Origin of the sequence: Novipirellula galeiformis (genome assembly GCF_007860095.1) — a bacterium.
Lineage (GTDB): Bacteria > Planctomycetota > Planctomycetia > Pirellulales > Pirellulaceae > Novipirellula > Novipirellula galeiformis.
This window is the reverse complement of the sequence record NZ_SJPT01000003.1, coordinates 425999-448690: the sequence shown is the minus strand read 5'-3', so window position 1 is coordinate 448690 and position 22692 is coordinate 425999. Positions and strand designations below refer to the sequence as shown.

Annotated in this window: 16 protein-coding genes and 2 tRNA genes; 6 read left to right on the top strand and 12 right to left on the bottom strand. The window is 56.4% G+C overall.

The features are described from left to right. From Pla52o_RS09840 to Pla52o_RS09830, 3 genes are all read right to left on the bottom strand, one after another. A complete protein-coding gene (locus tag Pla52o_RS09840; protein WP_146594431.1) occupies positions 1 to 1386 on the bottom strand; it encodes a lactate utilization protein B in 1386 nt (461 codons plus the stop codon). A 30-nt stretch (positions 1387 to 1416) separates the two neighbouring features. Next, on the bottom strand, positions 1417 to 2187 hold the full coding sequence (locus Pla52o_RS09835) for a (Fe-S)-binding protein (protein ID WP_146594430.1): 771 nt from the start codon (positions 2185 to 2187) through the stop codon (positions 1417 to 1419). Positions 2188 to 2269: 82 nt separating this feature from the next. After that, positions 2270 to 2902: a DUF4332 domain-containing protein gene (locus Pla52o_RS09830; protein WP_146594429.1), complete on the bottom strand. Its 633-nt coding sequence runs from the start codon at positions 2900 to 2902 to the stop codon at positions 2270 to 2272. Positions 2903 to 3261: 359 nt separating this feature from the next. Here Pla52o_RS09830 and Pla52o_RS09825 point away from each other — a divergent pair, with 359 nt between their 5' ends. Further along, on the top strand, positions 3262 to 4140 hold the full coding sequence (locus tag Pla52o_RS09825) for a hypothetical protein (RefSeq protein WP_146594428.1): 879 nt from the start codon (positions 3262 to 3264) through the stop codon (positions 4138 to 4140). A 154-nt stretch (positions 4141 to 4294) separates the two neighbouring features. Here the strand turns inward: Pla52o_RS09825 and Pla52o_RS09820 are convergent, their stop codons facing one another. The 8 genes from Pla52o_RS09820 to csrA all read right to left on the bottom strand — a co-directional run bounded on the left by Pla52o_RS09820 (position 4295) and on the right by csrA (position 14120). Further along, positions 4295 to 5425, bottom strand: a complete 1131-nt coding sequence (locus Pla52o_RS09820) for a hypothetical protein (protein ID WP_146594427.1) — start codon at positions 5423 to 5425, stop codon at positions 4295 to 4297. Positions 5426 to 5572: 147 nt separating this feature from the next. Continuing rightward, a complete protein-coding gene (locus tag Pla52o_RS09815) occupies positions 5573 to 8716 on the bottom strand; it encodes a hypothetical protein (RefSeq protein WP_146594426.1) in 3144 nt (1047 codons plus the stop codon). 125 nt (positions 8717 to 8841) lie between these two features. Then, positions 8842 to 9366 carry a KdsC family phosphatase gene (locus Pla52o_RS09810; protein ID WP_146594425.1) on the bottom strand — a complete coding sequence of 175 codons (525 nt, stop codon included), beginning with the start codon at positions 9364 to 9366 and terminating at the stop codon, positions 8842 to 8844. Between the two features lie 9 nt (positions 9367 to 9375). After that, positions 9376 to 10449: a KpsF/GutQ family sugar-phosphate isomerase gene (locus Pla52o_RS09805; RefSeq protein WP_146594424.1), complete on the bottom strand. Its 1074-nt coding sequence runs from the start codon at positions 10447 to 10449 to the stop codon at positions 9376 to 9378. Between the two features lie 552 nt (positions 10450 to 11001). Further along, positions 11002 to 12423 (bottom strand): enolase C-terminal domain-like protein, encoded by a 1422-nt coding sequence (locus Pla52o_RS09800; RefSeq protein ID WP_146594423.1) that lies wholly within the window; start codon positions 12421 to 12423, stop codon positions 11002 to 11004. Between the two features lie 279 nt (positions 12424 to 12702). Beyond that, positions 12703 to 12773, bottom strand: a tRNA-Gln gene (locus Pla52o_RS09795). Between the two features lie 286 nt (positions 12774 to 13059). Next, a tRNA-Glu gene (locus Pla52o_RS09790) sits at positions 13060 to 13132 on the bottom strand. Between the two features lie 793 nt (positions 13133 to 13925). Beyond that, the gene (gene csrA, locus Pla52o_RS09785) at positions 13926 to 14120 is read right to left on the bottom strand and encodes a carbon storage regulator CsrA (protein WP_146594422.1); all 195 of its coding nucleotides are present in this window, start codon (positions 14118 to 14120) and stop codon (positions 13926 to 13928) included. Positions 14121 to 14745: 625 nt separating this feature from the next. Here csrA and Pla52o_RS09780 point away from each other — a divergent pair. After that, positions 14746 to 15204, top strand: a complete 459-nt coding sequence (locus Pla52o_RS09780; protein WP_146594421.1) for a DUF2203 domain-containing protein — start codon at positions 14746 to 14748, stop codon at positions 15202 to 15204. Positions 15205 to 15317: 113 nt separating this feature from the next. Beyond that, positions 15318 to 15854, top strand: coding sequence for an NUDIX hydrolase (locus Pla52o_RS09775; protein WP_146594420.1), 537 nt, complete (start codon positions 15318 to 15320; stop codon positions 15852 to 15854). Positions 15855 to 15996: 142 nt separating this feature from the next. On the opposite strand, the gene Pla52o_RS09770 is transcribed toward Pla52o_RS09775, so the two are convergent. Next, positions 15997 to 16452 (bottom strand): hypothetical protein, encoded by a 456-nt coding sequence (locus tag Pla52o_RS09770; RefSeq protein ID WP_146594419.1) that lies wholly within the window; start codon positions 16450 to 16452, stop codon positions 15997 to 15999. A gap of 612 nt (positions 16453 to 17064) precedes the next feature. Between Pla52o_RS09770 and Pla52o_RS09765 the strand changes: the two genes are divergently transcribed. The 3 genes from Pla52o_RS09765 to Pla52o_RS09755 all read left to right on the top strand — a co-directional run bounded on the left by Pla52o_RS09765 (position 17065) and on the right by Pla52o_RS09755 (position 22689). Then, positions 17065 to 17598 carry a hypothetical protein gene (locus Pla52o_RS09765; protein ID WP_146594418.1) on the top strand — a complete coding sequence of 178 codons (534 nt, stop codon included), beginning with the start codon at positions 17065 to 17067 and terminating at the stop codon, positions 17596 to 17598. 87 nt (positions 17599 to 17685) lie between these two features. After that, complete coding sequence (locus Pla52o_RS09760) at positions 17686 to 19410, top strand: DEAD/DEAH box helicase (protein ID WP_146594417.1); 1725 nt, start codon at positions 17686 to 17688, stop codon at positions 19408 to 19410. 249 nt (positions 19411 to 19659) lie between these two features. Further along, positions 19660 to 22689 (top strand): DUF1549 domain-containing protein, encoded by a 3030-nt coding sequence (locus Pla52o_RS09755; RefSeq protein WP_231612219.1) that lies wholly within the window; start codon positions 19660 to 19662, stop codon positions 22687 to 22689. Positions 22690 to 22692 lie beyond the last annotated feature (3 nt).

The window sequence follows — 22692 nt, the reverse complement described above, 5'->3', positions numbered from 1 at the left end:
TTATCGTTTTCGGTTCGCGGCATACCAATGACGGAAACTCTCGCGAGGAGGTTCGGGGAGTTCTCGAGCAATCGTCCAAGTGTTCCAGCGGTTGTGGGTCATCCCGTGCGGCAGCCACTTCAGTGATTTGCGTCCCACCCAACCGGCAAAGGTGAACAGTCGCGGATTGCGAAACAGGATCGACGCCCCTTTCATGCTGATTCGTTTCGAATAGGGCAATAAATTCTGATCGACCAGCTCTTTTCGCCAAGCTAGTAATTGGTGATGCAGCGGGATTTTGACGGGGCAAACGTCGGTGCACGAACCGCATAAACTGCAGGCGTAGGGAAGGCTCTTGTAGCTCGAAGAATCGCGAGTCGGCGACAACACCGATCCGATCGGACCGGGCACCGTGGCGCTGTAACTATGCCCGCCACTGCGCCGATAAACGGGGCATGTATTCATGCACGCGCCACAGCGGATACAGTGCAATGCGTCGCGAAATTCGCTGCGGTTTCTCAGTTGGCTGCGGCCGTTATCGACCAACACAATGTGCAATTCGCTCTGCGGGTCGCGAGGGCCATGGAAGTGCGAGGTGTACGTGGTGATCGGTTGTCCGGTCGCACTGCGAGCGAGCAAGCGAATGAAGACCGCTAAGTCCTCGAAGCGTGGGATGATTTTTTCGATGCCCATACAAGCGATATGGACTCGCGGCAGCGATACGCCAAGATCAGCATTGCCTTCGTTGGTGCAAATGACGAATCCGCCGGTTTCCGCGATCGCAAAGTTGACTCCCGTGATCCCGACTTCGCCTGCCAAGAACTTGTCACGCAAATGACCCCGTGCGGCTTCGGTCAAGTATTGTGGATCGGATGCCCCTTCGTCGGTACCAAGGTGCTCGTGAAACGTCTCGCCGACTTCTTCTTTGCGAATATGGATCGCAGGCAACACAATATGGCTGGGCGTTTCTTTTCTCAGTTGAACGATGCGCTCGCCCAAGTCGGTGTCGACGACTTCGATGCCATTGTCTTCGAGAAAGTGATTGAGTCCACATTCCTCCGTCAGCATTGATTTGCTTTTAACGATCCGTAGGGTTTCGTGATCACGCAAAATCTTGAGTACAATTTCATTGTGCTCGGCGGCATCTGCGGCCCAGTGCACGGTCGCGCCGAGCGCGGTGGCGTTGCGTTCGAATTCGCTCAGATAGTCACCGAGCTTCGCGATCGTTTCGGTTTTGATCTGCGACGCGAGCGAGCGGAGGTATTCCCATTCCGGGACCGACCCCGCTTGTTTGTCCCGTTTACTGCGGACGAACCACAACGCTTGGTCGTGCCAATGCGTCCGTTCGTTGTCGGCAACGAACGCATGAGCTTTGGTCGGGTGATCGACGATGGGAAGAGTTTTCATGATGCTTGAGGTTCGAATCGTTACGTTGGACTAACTCGCGCTGGGACTCACTCGTTTTGGCATTCGACCGACTAAGACTTGAGCGACGTGCATGACTTCGATCGGAATCGATTCGCGCCGGATGATGCCTTGCAAATGCATCAAGCAGCTCATGTCGGCCGAGACCAACACCTCGCTACCGCTGGAAACATGGTCGGCGACGCGGTCGCGTCCCATGGCGGCGGAGACATCTGCCTCGTTCACAGCGAATGTGCCGCCGAAGCCACAACATTCATCGCTCCGCGTCGGAGTGCACCACTGGATCCCATGGACAAGGTTCAGCACGTTGCGCACTTTGTCTTCGCGAGGCGTCATGTTTTCGCTGCTCGCACCGAGCCGTAATTCTCTCAGCCCGTGGCAACTTTGGTGAATCGAAACCTTGTGCGGGAATTGCACATCGAGCGATTGAATTTTCAACTCGTCGTGTAAGAACTCGCACAACTCAAAGGTGCGATTTTTGACGTGATTGAATTGGGGGTCATCGTCGGCAAAGTAATCGCCGTAATGGTGGCGAACCATCGCCGTGCAGGAGCCCGACGGACAGACGATCGTGTCGTAGGCGGCGAATAATTCGACGAACCGGTGGGCTACCGGAGCACAATCCGCGACGCAGCCGGTGTTGGCCATCGGTTGGCCGCAACAGGTTTGCCCATCGGGATAGACAACGTCGACACCGAGTCGCTCAAGCAGTTCTAGCGACGCGATCGCAACATCAGGATAGAATTGATCGAGATAACAGGGGATAAAAAGAGCAACAGACATGCAATTGGCCACGTACATTCGATAGCCGTCGGACCCAGCGGACGGCGTGTCGAGTCAGTATAGCGGCTCAGGATGCGGTTGCCTAAGCGGCGTTGGCATAGATCGTGCGGCTATCACGCAATTCGCTTGCCGACGCGGTGATCCAGCGGCGGATGCGCTTCACGCTCGGCAAGCGACGCCCGCGGAGCAGTTTGCGTCCGGGGGTGCTTTCCGCATAACGCTGTAAATCGCGATAAAGTGTCATCGGTGTTTCCATCGCCAAGCCGCGAACGCTGCGGCGATGGATGCTGATCAACAACAACGCGTCGTAGGGCATCATCCCCGGTACCTTGGCCGACAATCGGATCGCTTGACGGTAACGTTTGATCACGCGAACGGCTTTCCGCGGTGAGGGGAATTTCTCTACCAATTTTCTCAAATCCGCCGTGACAAGATCACCCGCAGTGTCAATTCCGAATTCACGAAATCGAGCCGCGCGGCTCTCCGAACATAGCTTCGTGTGTTCGAGTCGCATGCTGAGCAGACGCTCGCGATGGCTTGCTTGGGGAACCGGGTGGGCGGCGATCATCTGCGGTTTTGAAGTCTGCGTACGCCCAGGTTTGCGCTGGGTTTGATTCAGGTAGGCGGCCAACAGGGCGTTTTCGGGCGATCTTGGATCGACGGGAACGGGGTGCTCGGGCGTGCGCGAGAGAAGCTTCAGAAATGATTTTAGCATGGCAGGTTCCGCGTGGAGAAAAGAAAAGACGTGGGGGACGCGATAGAGCGGTGTTAGCCAACAATTTGCTCTCGCCGCTAGAGAGATTTTGAGTTTTACACCGGCAAGTCTTGGTTGCTCGTCACCGCCCCCGCACCGACGACGCCCGCCCACCGCCAGCGTGGTCTCCGCGAAGCATCATGAGGTAATTTATCAACATTCGTCAGCAAAGGAACTCGCAGGACACGCCCTGGGGACGACGTAAGTTGTTATTGGAAAGCGAGTTGCGGCCCCGCGTCCAAACCGACTGCGGGCCCCTGGCACGTCGGATGCATTGGCTGGATCTGCACCTCACTGACGATGACTTCGGATTGATTTTTATGCACGCCGTATTCCTTGCTGATCTTGCCGCGATGATCTCGCAAAATGCCCCCTCCATCGCGTTCCGCCAAAACATTGACATGTCCGCAGCGGTGACAAATTATTGGACCCACACGCGAGCACGATTCGAACTATGGCACCACGCCATCACCCGCTATCGCTACGCCGAGCAAGGCGGCGAGGGGGCTGCGATTCGGGAGTGGTGGAACCGGCACAGCATCTTGCTCGAAGAGATTTTGGTCAGCGAGATTCTGTGTCGTGTCATCGCGGCTCTGGGAAAAACGATGGATGTCGAAAAGGGAATCGATGACGTTTCGCCGATCACCGATACCGTGTTTCGCTCGCACCTAGAGGTCTGCTCGCGTGTGCATCACTTGATGCTGTTTGGACGCGGCAGCTCGGTCCGCAATACCGTGCGATTGAATCGCTTGCGACAGGGGGTTGAGCGTTGGACCGACGCACTCCTAGGACGCATGATTCCGTACAACAAATCGGCGTTGGGCTACGCCATCGATCCCGATCGCGCAACGGCCTATGCCGAAGAGTGTGTCGAAAACGAAGCTTGGGCTCAACGCGAAACGTCGTGCTTGCTTTTTAACACCGCGATGCACGAGATGCTCGTCCAGCGTTCGACGCCGCACGCGGCATTGCCACGTGCCAATCAGCGAGTCGCCGACTCCGTGATGGGAATGTTCAACCGCGATGTGTTCGATAGTGTGGGAGTCTTGAAGTCACGCTGGCTACGCGAACTCGAAAACAATGCAGGGACCGAGGATCGACAACCGACCCAGGAAGTCATTCACACCAAACACCATGCCATTGCGGCGCGGCATACGAAAAACAACGTCGACGTGATCTCCCAACGTTGGTGCGATTAGTGCATGGCCGTGTTGAGAAGTGGCGCCCTCGGCGGGTTCTTCAACAAATCAAAACGCGACGCGTAAGCGAGGGACCGGATCAAGAGTGATCTTCCCTCGCGGATGCTTCGGGGGGTGAAACATGGGCAACGTCATCGTGCCCCTACGAATCGCGTTAGCGTCGTCCCAATGCCGAGCTGTACAAACTGCGTTTGGAGGTTCGTGGAACCGCGATGGGGACCGGGTTCACATCAAACGGAATCAACGCCGCGTGATGCACGGCAACGCCGTTATGGCCTGGAACGTAGCGAGCTTTTTGAGAATTGAACGCGCGATAGGTCTCCATCACACGGCGAATTTCAGGATCGTACTCAAATTTTGCGTCCGGCAGTTCACGGCCCAGCGAAGGGAAGCTTCCGATCGTGACGAGCGAACGTGTGCGGTCGTGGAATTGATAGGCTTCGATTCCTTGTTTGCGAAGTTCGGCAGCCATTTTACCCGCGTCGGCCGCCATCTTGTCGAGTCGCTTGCCGCTGGGGGTAAAGTTTTTTTCTTTATGCCCGTCGACGATCGTGCCGAGGCCTTCGAACGTGGCCACCACCACGGTGTATTTTCCTTTGCACGATAACAAGCTGTAGTCCTTGCCTTCGTTCAATTGCTGCACGAACGAATCGACCTCTGGAGCGTCAAAGTAATCTTCGGGAAGCATTGGATTACGGGTGACAAAGGCATTGGCCATCGGGCCTAACGTTTTGTCGTTTCGACGTTCCATCAATTTGCGTGTGATCGCGCGCACCGTCGTTACCGGGCTCGCCGTGCTGGTTTCTTTGGCGATTTCTTCTTTATCTTCGAAAATCGGTAAGCGTGCCGACTTCAACTTTTGCAGGTCCTGGTCGATCCCTTCATGTTCAACCCGATCGTACTCCCCAACCAACACGGCGTAGGCATCGTATTGGTATTCGTTGGCGTAACGCAGACGGCGACCGCCTGTCTGGTTTTTGCCGACGCTGCCGGTGAAATCGAATTTTTCGCGATAGATGAATGCGGGCATGTTCAGATCGCGACGGATCTCGAAGGCCAAGCGATGCGCTCGCGCTTTGGAGCCCTCACCCACGCACGTGGAGGCCAAGATCATCCAAGGGCCATCTTCCTGGCTGAGCATGTACTCCGCCTCGACATCGGCTTCGACTTGGGACCCCGAGCGAAACATGTTCATCAAGTTCGGAGGCCCGGCTTGCGATGTGCCAGCGAGCATGGCACCGCAACAAACACTGACGAAAAGCGATCGACGTGATAGGGGAAGCATTTGTTTTATCCGCTCGAGGAAGAAATGGATTTCTTGTCCTGCGGAAGTACCAAAAACGCGTCCGACACCGATAGGGAAGAAATCAGGGATGCCGAAGGGGCGTGGATCACTCGGCGTGCTTTTTAATCACGCCCCCCAATGGCTCGCTTATTGGGGGCGGACCGCCCCCGGAGGCGCTGCGATGTTGAGTCGTTCCAATTGAAGATTCTCGACTTCCATGGTCTTTAGCTTCAAGGTCATCGTCTTGACGGCCCCTTCGGGGCCGGCTTGCCCGTCGGGTAGTTGTTGGCGAAACAGGGCCGGGCGATTCGGGGCACCGTGCATTGTGAACTGATCCTTGGCCGCAGAGTAGGCGGCCCGCGTGGCACTGCACTCCAACAGCCCACGCTCATTGCGCGTGCGGAAGACGACCCCTCCGGAGGCTTCGGTCTCCCAGGGCGTGCCAAGTCCTGCAATCGAGGGCAGGTGGATCGCCTCGGGGGAAATGCCGAACCGCAGGTGGTCACAATCAAGCGTCGTTTGTCCCGCCGACAAGGCGTCCATCGATTGGGCATCAAAGACATCGTCCCAGCTGGCCACGTCACGAACGCCGACGCGGACTCCTCGCATGAAATCGAGCGTCTTATGCAACAGGTCACCCTGCATCGTGTCATGAAAAATGAGATGGATTCCGGTCAATTTGCTGCGGTCCACGTCGGCATTGGCCGCGCTGCCCAATTTCAAATTTCCCGCTTCGCCACGCGACCAGCATCGATACCAACCGGGACCCGCTCCGTAAACCTTGCCGCCATCGGCAGGAACGAGTGTTAGTTTTTCGGCATGAAGCACATGTTTTGATTCGGTCAGCCCGTCTCCGGCACGCTGGACCGCTTGGATCATCAGCGGACGCGACTCCGTTTGAAGTAAATCGATGCGTTGCACGGTGGCTGTTTTCATTGTCTTCAGATCGCGAACCTGGACTCCATCGTGCAACAGAATCTCCATGCGGTCCGCTGCAACATGCACATCCCAAGGTTCGGTGCCGTTGACGAGCGATGCGTCAATTTCGACGCCGTCGGTTAACGTGGCTGTTTTTCCATCAAAGACCATTTCACCTTGCCAACGACACAGCGGAGGCTTTGTCCAAGTGAGCTTGGTTGCTGTGTCATTGTTTGTGGTGCTGGACCGGTTCGTCAAAACACCATTATCTTCGCTGCCGCTACCTGCGGTTGCGTTGGCCAAGCTGCTCGGCAGCGCTTGCGATGGAATGCGAAACTCTCCCGCTTCATTGATCCAAATAATATTATCGCTGGGTCGAATTTGGATTAGCGGGCCGACGAAGTAGCCGTCGCCAAGTTCAAAGCGAGCCGGGGAATCGACGCCACTCCCGAGCTGTAGCACGTCTTCGCCTCCGCCATCGATCAAACGCAGTTGTTCGCCGGTCAATTTTGCCTGCATCGGTTGTCCGCCCAATTGAACGGTATGGGTGAGTTTCACCGCGCCCACGACACTCAGGTCCTGGGCATGCACGCCGGCATCGCTGAGCAGTAGTTTTGCGGTGATGGCGTGCCCTTGGACCGTGGGACGCGAGCGGGCAACGGCAACGGGGACCGTCGACGTTCCCGATTCGGGCTGTTTGACCAATTGGCGGATCGAGCCTTTTTCTTCGTCATGATTGCCTTCGATCATCGCCATCGAAGACGGATCAGGATCAACAAAAAACAATCGCAATTGATCGGTGTCTGCTTGCAGTGTGGCCGTGTCGAGATGGACATCGCCTAGGGCCGCCACGCGATCGGGAATCAGTTTTTGGCTCGGTTGCGAGGGATCTTGGCGTGGATCGGGTTTCAAAACACCCTCGACGGTATCGGCTTGGAATTCACCGCCATCGACCAACGTGGTTTTGACATTGCCATCGATCCAAAAACCAACCTCGCTGGCGAACGAATCTTTGGTCATCGGACCAAGGGGTTGCAGCTTGAATCCTTCACTCCACTGAGCGCGCCGGATCGGCAAATTGGGATCGTCCATGGTAACAATGCCGATACCGCGAGCATCAATCGCACCGAGCTTGTCCGGCGACGCGGGATCGTATTGGTAAACGATGCTTTCGAGTCGCGCGTGAATGCCGCCGCGGTGCACTTCGATGCCTTGGATGCCATCGGCGCGCACGAGCCCCTTGGTGGCTTGCATGTCGATTTGGCCCGCGAATATTTCCAGGTCCAAGTTTGGCAGTCGTGCCGCCAACGGCGCGCCGGTCGCCTTGATGCGATGCAGCCAATCGAGGGCGTTTTCGCGCGGGATCGATTTGTTGCTGGGGTCACGAAACGTCAGCTCAATCGTGTCACAATCAAAACGGTCGGTTTTCGCACCGGCGATTTGATGGATCAACGAGACCGAATCGCGAAGCATTAATTGGTCGATGGCAAAGTCATACTCCATGCGCCCATTGCATTGGAGTTGAACCTCGGCGGCATGGTCACCCTGCAGCGATGGGGCGCCCTGCAGCGATGGGGCGGTTGGGACGCTCGACAGCATCGATTCGGGGGCGGGTGCGGGTGCAGGCGACGTGGTCACGGTTGGGGAGCTTTGCCCTGCGGCGGGCCAAAGGCCTCCGTTTTCGAGCGGCATGCGGAACTCTTCCAAATAGATCAGTTCCATCCGATCAAGTACCGCGGTTTTTCCGCCCGGAGACATCGGCGCCGAGGTGTTGGTCGCCAGATGGATCGTCATGTCGCGGCCGACCATTTTGGCCTTGCCAAGATTCATTTGGATCGTTTCGGTCGTCCAAATCTTTTGGTTGTCGATGCCCACATTGGCGGTGCGGATGAACAACGATTGACTTGGGGTGGTCGGATTGGGGCGGCTAATTTGCACGACGCCAATCATGCGTCCCCGCTGGATCGGCGGGGCTCCGCCACTCATCACATCGAGCGACCCGGTGAACTTGATTTCCGCGCCCTCGTTCGACTCGATCACGACCGGAGATGCATTGTTGGAATTTTGTGCGCCGCGACCGATCACGACGGTCATCGGCCATAGTTTCCATTGATCGGGACTGCTTTGCTCCCAGTTCTGGAACAACAACATGCCGTCGGCCGTTTGCAGTCGTTTGCATTTTTCGCGTTGCCATGCCCCTTCGGGGAACAGATCCGCCAACGTATCGCCGACCTTGAACTCGCGAGCGGGCGCAAGGGCAACACGCTCGACGTCCGGAGGACGCAGCCACGCCAGCACTAACACGTGATAGACCATGGCTAACACGCTTAGAAAGGCGAGGGCGGTGATGTAATGAATTGATTTTCGCAGCATCGTTTGGTTGCAGTGACGTGATTCGAAAGGGAAATCACTTGCGTTGGGTGTCGTCGGTCATGGCAATTAAAGTCTTCCTACGCTGCCAATGCGGGATTCGGCAGCTCGGAGGCGGAGGCGAAGCATCAACCCAGATGTTCCTGCCATCGTCCCTTGGCTCGCAGCAATCGTTCAATCAACTCGCGGATGGCTCCCTCGCCACCTTGTTTTCGCAAGACCCAGTGGGCCGCGTCGCGGGCATCGGTGGCGGCATCGGCTGGCGCGACGGCTAATGCAACCCGTGTCATCACGGCAATGTCCGGCAAATCGTCGCCGATGTAGCAAACTTGTGCGGGCGTACAGCCGAGCGTTTCAAACAACGCTTCGGCCGCGGGCCATTTGTCTTCGAAACCTTGCGCCACTTGTTCAATGCCAAGCTCCAACGCCCGTTGCTTGACCGCGTTGCCTTGCCGCGCGGAGAGAATCGCAAATGAAAACCCCGAACGCATCCACAACTTGATGCCTAAGCCATCGCGAACATGAAAGCGTTTGGTCTCGATGCCGTGATCGTCATAGATGATCCGCCCATCGGTCATCACTCCGTCCACGTCGGAAAGAATGCACGTGATCGGTTCGGCAATGGATGCGTCGGTAGAAAGCTTCGTGGGCATGAATTCGCGTTAGGGTTGGAAACTTAAAATGGCGGGGTCATCTTGATCGCCGAGCAGACCAGCGATATCGGTGATGTCGATCAATCCGATCGGGCGATTTTGGGAATCGAGCACGGGAAGCTCACTGATCCGTCGGCGGGACATCACCGCCAATGCATCTTGTAACAACATTCCGCTGGTCGCAGTCGTGGGGTTCGCGGTCATGCGATTCGCAATGCTCTCGTCCAACGCGACATCGTTTCGCGTTTCCAAGATTCTTGCCAGGTCGCTGTCGGTAAAGATTCCGACAAGTTGTTTGGATGCGTTAACCAGCATCACCGCCCCGGTACGCCGTCCGTTCTTCGACGCACTCACCATCGCTTCACGAACGGTGATGTCACTCGGCGCGATGCGACAGGCATCGAGGCCACGCATGATTTGATCAACGCTGGCTAATTTGCGACCCAGCGCGCCGCCAGGATGATATTTGGCAAAATCTTGGGGAGTGAACGATCGCAAACGACTGGCCAACATCGCGATCCCATCCCCTACCGCCATCATGACTGCGGTACTCGACGTCGGAGCCAAACCGTTGGGACATGCTTCGTTGTGCTTGCCAATGGCGACGGTACAGTTCGCCGCGGCGGAGAGCGGATTGTCGTTTGAAGCCGTGATCGCGATCAAGCCCGCAGAATGTTCGCGTAGGTGAGCGGCAATCCGCACGACCTCTTCGCTGCGACCCGAGTTGGAGATCGCCCATACGACATCGCTGCTGCGAACACGCCCCAGATCGCCATGGACCGCTTCGGCAGGATGCAGGAAATGAGCCGGGGTGCCAGTGCTAGCAAGCGTTGCGACTAATTTTTTGCCCACCAGCCCTGCTTTGCCGACTCCCGTCACGACCACGCAACCTTCACAGTTTGCTGTCATTTCAGCTGCGCGCACTGCTTCAACGCCCAGCGTCTGGGCCGCCCGTAGGATCGCATTGCCCTCGATCGACACGATTTCACGCAAAACACGGAGCCGTTCGATCAAGGTCGCAGGCGGCGCAGAGCTATTTTCGTTCGAACCGAGGGAATTCGGCAGTTTTTCGGCAGCGGACACGTCGAGACCTTCCTTGGTACTTCGAGGCCGTTCAAACAGAACAGGGAGAGAGACACCGCCGATACTAGTCGGAATGAAGATACCGAGCCAAGAGGAGATCGGCGGGATCACGGGGAAAGACAGGATCCACGCGAACGGCGCAAACCGATAAGTGCACGCACCCAGCATGCCGAGTTTGCTTGAAACGGTCCGCGTTTCCCGGAAATCATAACCCGACGCATCGACGAGGGGCCGAGCCAAGGTCGATGCCCCCCCCCCTCGCTTACCGGCGGGGTGATTGAAGCGGGCGTCTGGTTGGGCAGCGATGATCGCGGCAGCCGTTGGATGACTGCTGCGAGGGATGCCTGCTACGAGGGATGCCTGCTACGAGGGATGCCTGCTACGAGGGATGCCTGCTACGAGCTCTTTATGCAAATTGCCGGAGCGCCGTTGACCTCGGTCGCCTGCTGCGGGCGACCCTTGGCTGTGACGGCGCTCGGATCAGGACCCTCGTACGCAAGCCCCTCGTACGCAAGCCCCTCGTACGCAAGCCCCTCGCCGACAAGGACGCGATCACGCTTGGGCATCACCCTCGGCGGGGAGCGTTCGCTCAATTTCGTCGACGCGATACCCAAAACCAGGGCCGGAGATCGTCGACAGATCTAGCTTTCCGTCGCGGCGACGATAGAGCCCAGGGTGGACCTTGGCTTCAGCATCCGAGGCGGCGGGGTAGAACTGCATCGCATTGGTTTCGACCCCTCCGATCGTGCCGACTTGGGCAGCCAGTCTTACATGTGGGATTTGCGCCAGCATTGGATTGGTCAAATCCTGGACCATGATGCCCATCCCATGAGCTTTTGCCCAGCAATGGCTCAGCAACGCACCGGTTTGCGTTTTGCATGTCTTCAATGCCACCCCGGTCCAACCGAGTTCACGTCCGAGACGGACATGTTGCCAATCGTGAGCACTTTCGTCGAGAAACAATGGCTTCCGCTTCGAGACCGAATGGACGTCGATGCGATTGGTTTCTAAGTCGTAGGGGAACGGTTGCTCGACATACAGCAACAGATCGCTAATCGCAGGATGCTCTCGCTCGAGCCGATCGAGAATCTCGTTGACGTATTCAGGATCTTGCACCATGCAGTTGAAATCGGCGGTGGTGGACTGCACTCCATTGGCGAGTGCAATTTCGCCGACGCGCACCATTCGCTCGTAGTCCCAGGCGGAATCATTGCCACGCAATTTGATCTTCAACCGTTTGAGCCCGTCCCGGCGAATCCAGTCGCCGAGAAACAAGGGGACCCCATCAGCCGGCTCATCGCCGGTCAATTCGTGTTCTTCGAGTGGGTCTAAGCCGCCCACGAGGTGCCACGCATCGAGCTGTTTGGGTGGATCGGCGACAAAGAAATCTTGCGGATACATTCCTGCGAAAGAAACCGTGCTGTCGTCCGCCGGCGACAGGAAATGACTCAAGTCGTGATTCATCCATTGGCGGTTATAGGTTTCGTAGATGTCGACTTGGTGCAAGTTGCCGTAGGCGTCGTGCAGTGCGACATCAAATGCGCTGGCGCAAATCAAGGCGGCAAGCAATGGCAACGCTTCGTTTGGGGCATCCGTCCCAGCGTTGTGTTGCTCAATCAGCTCAGGCAAACGGGTGCGGATAAAGTCGTATCCGAGTTCCATCGGATGTCCGCTAGCGGTCGAGTTGGACCAAGCGTCCGAGCAACGGCGTGCAAACGCAATCATCGACTGCAACCGGGCGTCGTAGCCAAGCGAGCTAGGCCACGCCCACTGGACCGATAGCGGGGTTTCGCCCCAACCGTCAGCCTGGCGTCCTTGACCGTCTACGACCGAAATGCGAACACGCAGGCACAGCACGCTCGTCAGCGTCTCGGCTCCAAACTTAAGCGGTACCCGCGTTGAAACAGGCAGCAGGTGCATGTGTGACTGCACGACGCGAGCGTTCGTGGATGAATTTGCCGTTTCCGCTGACATATCGAAATCCGTATTTGGAAGGTTCTTCAAGGGCCCAACGCGTTTACGGGCACAACCGCGTTTACGGGCACAACATAGATGCCTAGCTCAAGGAGCTGTAGTCCGGGGTCGGAAAATTGTGAGGTGCGTGATGGGGGTGTGACGTCCGTTTCCGCACTTGGAGCTCGGAGGGGGGGGACAGGCTCGGAGGGGGACAGGCATGAAAAAACCCCACGATGCACAAGGCTTCGTGGGGTTTCAATGCGTTTTAGGCAAACCGTTTTTTTGACTGCCCTCTAGCTACCCCGCAAGGACTCGAACCTTGAATGACTGAACCAAAATCAGTAGTGTTACCATTACACCACGGGGTAGAACTTCACTCAGTTTAGCAGCAACTTGCTAACTCCAGAAGAGGAGCTTTTGAGCTCTTTCCAGGTTCGCAACTTTTTTCATCCGCAACAGTGTGCCTGTCGAAGCGATGCTTCCCTTTACTTGAACGAATTCAAGCAAGCTTCACACCGCTCTGAATTGCCTTTGACTCGCTATCTCCAATTCGCATCGTTGCCGTTGTGAATCGGAAGGTCAGCAAGCCTTGATAACGAAAAAACCCCGTGGCCTTGAGCTTTCGCTCTAGCCACAGGGCTTTCGTGTTATCAGTGACCCCTACGGGACTCGAACCCGTGTTACCGCCGTGAAAGGGCGGTGTCCTGGACCGCTAGACGAAGGGGCCTTGGGTTGTTGTTAACGAGCTTGTCTTTCGACGTGGCTCAAAAACCGCAACGCGTTGATCACTGTGAGGGAGTTTTTAGCTAACACCCCTGACTCTCGTCAAGGGTTCACTTCCCTTGTTATTCATTCTCGGCAAAAAAAAGTCAGAACACTCATCAAAACACGGTGATTATACCAGTTTTTTTTCTTGGCTCCACTTTCGCGGTGACCCCAAAATCCGCTCTGCAGGACTGCTTGCCTTGGTCTTGAAGGGTGGATTGCGTCGCGTCGTTCGCCCCAAAAACATGTGGGACGGTTCTGTCCTAAAGCGATTCGCGATGCCGAATAGCGAAAGCAAAATTGATTTCGCCATTAGGAATACGATGTCGGTGCCATCGTTACCGTCAATGAACCGGTCCAACGCGCGCAAGCGGCGGTATCTCAAGAGCGGCGGATCTTAAGAGAGGGCGGGGGCGCGCATCTTTCACGACGAAAAGGAAAATCGATGGGGGCGCAGGAGAGAAGGAAGCCGTTAGCCATTCGCGTTGAGTCGTTGCCCCGCGGGCCCAGCAAAGTCGCGCCTCGCAAGAAAACAGGCGCCGCGATGAAAAACAGACGGCCCTGTGGACTGGCCAATCCATCAAGGGGCCAATCCATCAAGGAGCCAGTGACCAAGGGGCCAGTGAGTGAACCGACAGAACGTGCGGTGAGAACAAGCGTGCGGTGAGAAAACGACAAAAAGAAAACGCTCGCAGTATTGGGACTACGAGCGACGTCGGGTACGTCGCACGGACGTGAGAGATCAGCGATGCACGCTAGGACTCAACCGGCGCGTCGCCTGATTCAAGGCTGCGTTGAATTGCGTCGTAAACTTCGCGGCGATGAACGGGCACTTCGCGGGGGGCTTCAACACCCAGACGGACTTTATCCCCACGAATTTCCACCACAACGATTCGGATATCGTTGTTGATGACGATGCTCTCGTTCTTCTTTCTCGATAAAACTAACATTGATTCCAGTCCTTTCCTAACCGGCCCTGATTCTTCAAACTTGTTTCGCCTACAGTCCCGATGCACACAGTATTTGGTATGGTAATGGGCGTCGTGGGGGGGGGCACGTTTGCCAAAGCCGCTGCTTTATGGCTTCCGCATTTTTCTTCTGCATTTTAAATGCCCGTCGACAATACCCCCGTCGACATTTCCCCGTTGACCCTAGTCATCGCACGTAGGCCGGTTGTGTCCGCAGGATTGCTCCGTGTATACCCGCTTTCCTGACACAGTGAACTCTAAGTCAAAAATACCATCAGTCAAGGAAATATGCCTTGACAAAGCCAGGATTTTGACCTTTCGCCTGTGCTCATGCTTGCGGATCTCCGTAAAAACCTGGGCGAGATCGGCCCCAAAGTTGCTCAAACGCCCTAAAACAAGCATTTCTGTACGTGTTCATTTGGCCACAAGTCGGTGGAAGCGAGTTTCGTAAATTCTCACGTTCGGGAACCATTGGGGCTTTCGGTTCGTCTTACGGTTAGGTAGACACCACAGTGTGAGTTGCTGCAACGAGCCGATTTCTTGAGACGAACTCGGTGCTTTTGCGAAAATTTTAGGTCCCCGTAAACTCCTGACTGGTTCTTAAAAGATGGTTCGAGCGTTACCAAGCAATGACGGGTCACTGCCGCCCCAAGCCGTGCTCTTCACTCCAGCGCGGGCAACGGAAATGTTGCCTCTGCTCAAGACGATCATGCGGGACGCAATGCATTTGAATCAATCGATCCAACGGCAACGCAATCAAATTGAGGGAATCGATCGCTTAGCCGAGACGATCGATCACCCTTCGTATCGCGATGAGGTGAATGACATTCGCGGAACCTTGGTTGCAGACGAAGCGAGATTGGATCAGTGCATCATGGAACTCACCCGGCTCGGGGTGGAGCCTCACTTGCCGCTTAACGGAAGCATCGATTTTCCGGCGATCCTCCATCGCCAAGCTGTCCGGTTGTGCTGGACTCTGGGCGAGGAGTCGGTCGAGTATTGGCACGACATCGGCCAGGACGCTTCCGTTCGTCGACCGTTGCCGACGCAATCGATCCACGCATAAAAATGCCTTGATTGCTCGTTGCCACAGTGAGCTTTCGACGTCGTGTGCTGCGGTGACTTCCGCTACGATCAACCCGCGGTGATGCCCTTGCTCGTGAAACGGATTTCAATCGGATGAATCAAGATTCCCCAACCCCCGCCGAAGAAACGATCGTGCTTCGCGGGGCTCGATTTAACGTCCATGCGATGTCGTTGGTCGGAAATGACGGTCAAACGTACATTCGCGAGGTGATTCGTCATCCCGGCGCGGTCGTCATCTTGCCACTGCTCGATGCCGATACGATTGTGATGATCGAAAACCAGCGTCCAACGGTTGGCGAAACCTTATTGGAATTGCCGGCCGGGACAAGGGAATCCGAAGAGCCTGCGGAGCAGACGGCGATTCGCGAGTTGAGGGAAGAAACCGGTTACCAAGCAACGTCGATGACACTGCTGCACGAATTTTATTCTGCGCCAGGCATTTGCGACGAATTGATGCATTTGTACGTGGCCCGCGATTTGACGTTGGGGGCACATGCACGCGAAGCGACCGAGAAGATCGAAAACCACATCGCGACTCGCGGTGAAATCCGACAATGGATTGCCGAGGGGCGAATCCGAGACGCCAAGACGTTGGTGGGGTTGTATGCGTTCTTGGCGGGGGAGTGGTGAGCCCGCAAACAGCACTCGCAGAGAGTTCCACCGTGCCGACTCGATCAAACGGCCGACTCGATCAAGCGGCGGACTCGATCAAGCGGCCGACTCGATCAAACGTGACGTCTTTTATTTATAGCGTGACGTCTTATTTATAACGCTACGAGTTTTGGATGGGTTGTCCGGTCCCCAATTGGGCCAACACTTGAAGCACCCCGTTGAGGTGAGCCAAGCGGGGTCCGAAACGATCGACGAATTCATTGAGCATGAACTCGCCTTCCATCAGATGGTCTTCGTTGTCGAGGATTTCTTCGGTCAAGCTATCGAGGAAGCCGGTTTGCACGCGGCTGAGGGTTTCGGCTGCTTGTCGGCACGCTCGCGACAGTTCGGGGTTGGAATCCTTCCATTGCTGGAGTTCACCCGCACGTTGCTTCTGCATCGCTGCGTTTTGTTGGATCAATTCTTGTAGCAAGCGGTTCTGCTGATTCTGGCTCGCGACCATTTGTCGCAAAAGCTCAATCGTTACACGGCTTTCTGACATGGAGGCATCGGATCCGGATTCGGGTGAAACGTCGATACGGAACATTGGCGAGACAGGTTCCTGGTCGAATGACATGGTCGTTATTTCCTAGTACATCAACTGCGTGGGCGGTTAGGTCGTCGGCACAAGTTGCGGCGCCGACGTCATCGCTGTGCCCGCATGGAAAAGAGATCGAAAGGCCAACGGCTTGGCGCGTTGTGCGGATCTACTTTTGTCGTGGCATCACAACTTTGGGTCGTGGCATCACGGTCGTGGCATCACGGTTGTCCCGAGTATAACCAGCAAAAAATACAGTTGTCGAGCAAACCGGAACGACAATCAAAAATTCTCAGGCGGCTCTCGAACTTGCCGATATTTCTCTGCAAACCTTCCTTGACATTACAAATTGCCTGCATTACCAGAAGACCAATTTACGGGTTCAGCCGTTAAAGTCGACACGACCGGAACGCCGATGACGTGACTAGGGATTGGCTGCAGGCACCATTTTCTTTCGCGCCCCGGTTGTGAAAGGTGAGGCGTCGTTTTTGGCAATTGGAAAAGTGGCGACCGTGGCGCTACGTTGACGAGATCGAAGGCCACGTTAGCGAGCGACTTGAAACACCGCTTCTCAGCCTTGTCGTGAAATCCGGCTGGCCGATCCCCCCCCTTTATTCCCGCAATGTCCCCCAAGCCCTAGTTACAAACTGAATGCCCGCTCCGACGAACCCGACGATTGGTTACTTTACGGTGATTCAAGATGACCGCACTGGTTGGACCGGCGGTCTGTTGATTCTCAATCGTGGCGGTCGCCCGGTCGAATTCCAGTGCACGTTGCCGGTCCGCCCCTCGCGAGCGCACGAGATTTTGTTTGGCAGCACGATGCGCGACCATTTAATTGGCGAGGTGATCGGGCCGATGCTGGTATCCAAGTGCCGCACGCCGATGTCGCTGTTGTGTTGCGACCAAGTCGAATCGTTGGCCTTGAACTCACGCGGCGACATTCCGGTGGCCTTGATCTCTGAAGCGGCCGAGGGGGACGAAGGCCCAATCACGAGCGACATGTTGATGGGGGCATCCCAGGTCGCGCTGGTCAATGCGACGTTGAACGTTCCCCTGGAACGCGCCGACGTGGTCGAGGGCTTGGTGAAAAGTTTTGAGGACATGCCCGACGCCATTGAGCCCTTTGAGCGAATTCGCGAAGCCATCCGTGAGGCTCAGTCTCAAATTGCTCGCGCCGCTTAAGCCCGGCGCCGCTTGCCTTGTTGCAGCGTACCGCGCGCTGTCGTCATCCCCACTCTCGTTCTCTCTGACGCCAAGAAACCATTCGCCATGCTCAACGTCGAGATCAATCCGCAAGCGAGCTGGTGCGAAAACGATCTGGTGCCATCGGGCACTTACGAACTTTCGATTCCCGCGATCGAACCACGCTCGTTACCCATTCGTGTCTCGCCGCTGAAGGCACGGGTGACTGGATTCCTGTTCCCGGAAGCGAATCAGTGGGTCGCGCCAAGCTCGAAAGCCGCGGCGGCGGGCAACGAAGAGAACGGTTTGAAGGTTGCCGAGGCGACGAAAAAGAAGCCCAAGGTCGACCGCAAACGCCATCGCATCAAGCCGCCCAGCGACGTGGTCAAGCTGCAAGACCGTTTGTACTACTTGTTGCAACCGCCTCTCGATTTGCTCGTCGGCAGCGGGCAATTGAATTTCCCCTTCGAACCGTTTCCTTATCAACTCGATGGGATTGCGTTTATGTTCCCTCGTTTCGCTTGTGTGCTAGCGGACGAGATGGGATTGGGCAAAACGATGCAAGCGATCAGCACGATTCGTTTGTTGCTATGTAGCGGAGAGGTTCGCAGCATCCTGTTGGTTTGCCCAAAGCCGTTGGTTTCGAATTGGCTGAGAGAATTTCGCGTTTGGGCGCCTGAGATTCCAATTGTTGCGATCGAAGGCAACGCGGCGAAACGCGATTTTCAATGGCGATCGACGGAGATACCGGTCAAGGTCGCCAACTACGAATTATTGATGCGAGACAAGGAAACGGTCCTGGAAAGTGGATTGCATTTCGACTTGGTCGTACTCGATGAAGCGCAACGGATCAAGAATCGCAACAGCACGACGGCGGAGATTGTCCGTGCGATACCGCGTACACGTTCATGGGCGTTGACCGGAACGCCGGTCGAGAATTCGCCCGATGACTTGGTCGGAGTGTTTGATTTCCTCTCGCCGGGGTTTTTGCAAGTCGGAATGCCGCTGCCGCAGATGGCCGCGAAGGCACACGAGTATATTTTGCGCCGCACCAAGGACATGGTGCTCGATGACATGCCTCCGAAACTTTACCGCGATGCCGAACTCGATCTAACCCCTGAGCAATGGGCTACGTACGAGCAGGCCGAGTCCGAGGGAGTCATTCAATTAGAAGAGTTGGAAGAGATGTTGACGATTCAACACGTCTTCGAACTCGTCTTGCGACTGAAGCAAATTTGCAATTTTGATCCGATGACGGGCAGCAGCACCAAGCTCGAGCGGTTGGTTGCGGATATGGAAGAGGTTGCCGCCAGCGGCAAGAAGGCGATCGTGTTCAGTCAGTGGGTCAACAGTATCGACCAAATGAAACCAGCGTTGGAGCGATTTGGCCCGTTGGAGTACCACGGTCGCATCCCGCACAAGCAACGCGAAGGAGTGATTGATCGATTCAAAAACGACCCGAAAAGCCACGTGATCTTGATGAGTTACGGAGCGGGAAGCGTCGGTTTGAATCTTCAGTTTTGTGAATACGTGTTCCTGTTCGATCGTTGGTGGAACCCCGCGATCGAAGATCAAGCGATCAATCGAGCGCATCGTATCGGGGCCAGAGGGGCGGTCACGGTGACGCGGATGTTGGCAATGAATACGATCGAACAACGCATTGCTGCGGTACTGGATCAAAAGCGTGAGATGTTTGACGCCTTGTTCGCGGAGCAGGGTGGCGGCCCGGTCGCGGCAGGAGGTGGCCTTAGTCGCGAAGAGATTTTCGGTTTGTTTGATTTGCGTGCACCGTGCGGCAAGAAGGTCGCTTAACGGCTCACCATGCGGCAAGTAGGTCGCGTACACGCTAACGGGCAAAAATGCACGCACCGCTCGATGCACGGCCAGCGTCGAGCCTGGTGTGTCGAGCCTGGTGTGTCGAGCCTGGTGTGTCGAGCCTGGTGTGTCGAGCCTGGTGTGTCGAGCCTGGTGTCCTGGTATAATGCGGAGCCTCCCAGGCGAGCGTGCTTTTCAGCAGGGCCGCTCGCTCCCGTCGCTTCGATCCCCAGGAAAGCGAACCGCGTGTTTTCCTCCGCCTTTCTTTCGGCTCGCTCGTTGATCCACCGCGGTATGCAAACCGGCGTTTGGATGTGTCTGACGCTCTGGTTGAGTTCATGGGCGTTTGGCGAGGCCCCGATCCAGTTTGTGGCCGACGTCGCTCCGCTGCTCCAACAGCACTGTCTGCGTTGCCACAACGATGTGGATCGCAGCGGTGAGCTCTCGTTCACGACCGCGGACGACTTGTTCACCAGCGAATCGATCAACCGCCTGGATCCCGAAGCGAGTCCCTTGCTCGAACGGGTCACGCCGTTGGATGGCCAAGCCTCGATGCCTCAGGACGCACCACCCTTGTCGGCCAGCGAGATTGCGATCCTGCGCGACTGGATTGCCGCGGGAGCCCCGTGGCCAGCCGACGTCACCCTGGTCGAGCCGTCCGTCTCGGATCTCGATTGGTGGTCGCTACAAACGTTGACGCTCCCCAAACTCGCTATGGCACCGTCGACCCATCCCATCGACACTTTCATTGATGCAAAATTAGACTCTCAAGGGCTCAAGCCGGTTGGGATGGCGGACGCGCGGACGCTGATTCGCCGCCTGCATTACGATCTCACCGGGCTGCCACCCTCCCCACGCGAGGTTGATGCGTTTGTGGCCGAGTCACAAACGCATCCCGAGGCCGCTTATGTGGCGTTGCTAGACCGGTTGCTCGATTCGCCTCACTTTGGCGAAAAGTGGGGGCAACATTGGCTTGACATTGCTCGCTATGCCGAGACGCACGGTTACGACAAAGACAAACCGCGCAGCAATGCATGGCCTTATCGCGACTACGTCATTCGCAGCTTCAACGATGACAAACCGTACGCCCGTTTCGTGCAGGAACAGGTTGCCGGTGATGCGTTGTTCCCCCATTCCGCCGACGGCATCATCGGGCTTGGGTTTCTAGCCGCCGGCCCCTGGGATCTGATCGGCCACGTGGAAGTGGGCGAGGGGAAACTCGATGGCCGGATTGCCAAGCACCTTGATCGCGACGAAATGGCAACCGCAGTGTTCAACGTCTTCATGAGTACAACGATTCAATGTGCTCAATGTCATCACCATAAATTCGACCCGATTCGCGCGGAGGAGTACTACCGTTTGCATGCGGTGTTTGCAGCGGTCGATCGCGCCGATCGTGTTTACAACGGCTTGCCGCCCGAACAAAAGGAACAACAGCAATCGCTGGCGACCCAGGTCCACTCGCTCCAACAGGAGCAGCAAGCCATTGAGTCCGAACTCGAGCATGCGATTAGTCAACGCACCAAGGAACTTGACCGTCGCATCGAGGAACTGGTGGCAATGCACGGCATCACGCAGCGAGCCGAGTTTGGCTATCACAGCCAAATCACCAAGGTTCAGGAAACGACAAAGTGGGTGCAACTCGATTTGGGCGAACGTCGCTCTATTGCACATGTGCGAGTAACGGCTGCGTATGACGATTACAACCACATCGGCGCCGGCTTTGGATTCCCGGTTCGGTATCACATTGACGTCTCCAACGACGAGCGTTTCGAAGACGAGTCGGTTCGGCGAATTTTAGATGCGAGTGAACAAGACCAAGCCAATCCGAAGTTACAAATGATATTGGCCGCGGTGGGTGGCGAACCCATTCGCTACGTCCGATTCACTGCAACTAAGCTGGCTCCTCGCCATAACGACTGCATGCTCGCCTTGGGCGAATTGGAAGCACTCGATTCGGCATCGGGAATCAATCATGCGTTGCAAGCGACGGGCAAGGCGTTGGACAGTATCGAAGCGGCACCCCGCTGGGGCATCGATAACTTGATGGATGACGTTTCCTACCGAAAATTTGATGACGAGCAGGCGATTACCGAGTGGATGCAACTCGATGCCCAAAGGTCCGAAATCACGCAAACGCTGCGTACCGCAGAGCACGAATCACGTCTGCGAGCGATCACGCAATCCATCGCCTCGCTCGAAGCACAGCTCAGCCAGTTTCCACCAGGTCAGCTCGTCTACGCTGCGACCACCCAATTCGCTCGCCAAGGGCAATTTGTGCCGACCGGTGGGAAACCGCGTCCTATTCCTTTCTTGCACCGCGGCGACGTGAGTTCGGGCGGGGAACCGGTCGTTCCCGCTCTGCCGCAGCTATGGCGCAGCAAAGCATCGTCGGGGAGCATCAAACCGGACGCAAGCGAGGCGGAAATGCGGGCGAGTTTGGCGCGCTATCTGACTGACCATGATAACCCTTTGCTGTGGCGGTCGATCGCCAATCGCGTCTGGCAATGGGTGTTTGGGCAACCGCTGGTGAGCACCCCAAATGATTTTGGTCGTATGGGAGCATTGCCCACCCATTCCGAACTACTCGATTATTTAGCGGTGCAATTGCGAGATGATCCCAAGCAATCGATCAAATCACTCGTGCGGATGTTGGTCACCAGCCAAGCCTATCGCCGCTCGAGCGCCTACGACGAAGCCAACGCTACCGTCGATTCAGATAATGCGTTGCTGTGGCGATTCAACCGTCGACGTTTGACCGCCGAAGAGTTCCGAGATTCACTGCTATCGCTCGCGGGGGTGTTGCGGTTAGACGCTCGCGGCGGCCCAAGCTTTCAAGACTTCGTGATCGAAAAACCGGAGCATTCGCCGCACTACGAATATCATCTACACGATCCCCAGGATCCCACGTCGCATCGGCGCAGCATCTATCGGTTTGTCGTTCGATCGCAACCCCAACCGATGATGACGGCACTCGATTGTGCCGACCCCTCGATCAGCGTTCCTCAGCGTGATGAATCCACCACCGCGATCCAGGCGCTGACGCAGTGGAACCATCGGTTGACCGAAGCGATGTCGGTTCATTTTGCCAAACGGCTCCGAACGGAATCGCCGCACACCCTCGATCGGCGAATCGACCAAGCGTGTCGATTGGCATGGGGGCGGAATCCCAGCGAAGCGGAGCGTGCGGTACTCGAAAACCTGATTCGCGCCGAGGGTGAAGAAACCTTCGCGAGAGTGCTCCTGAACACCAGCCAGTTTATTTATGTGGAATAGTCG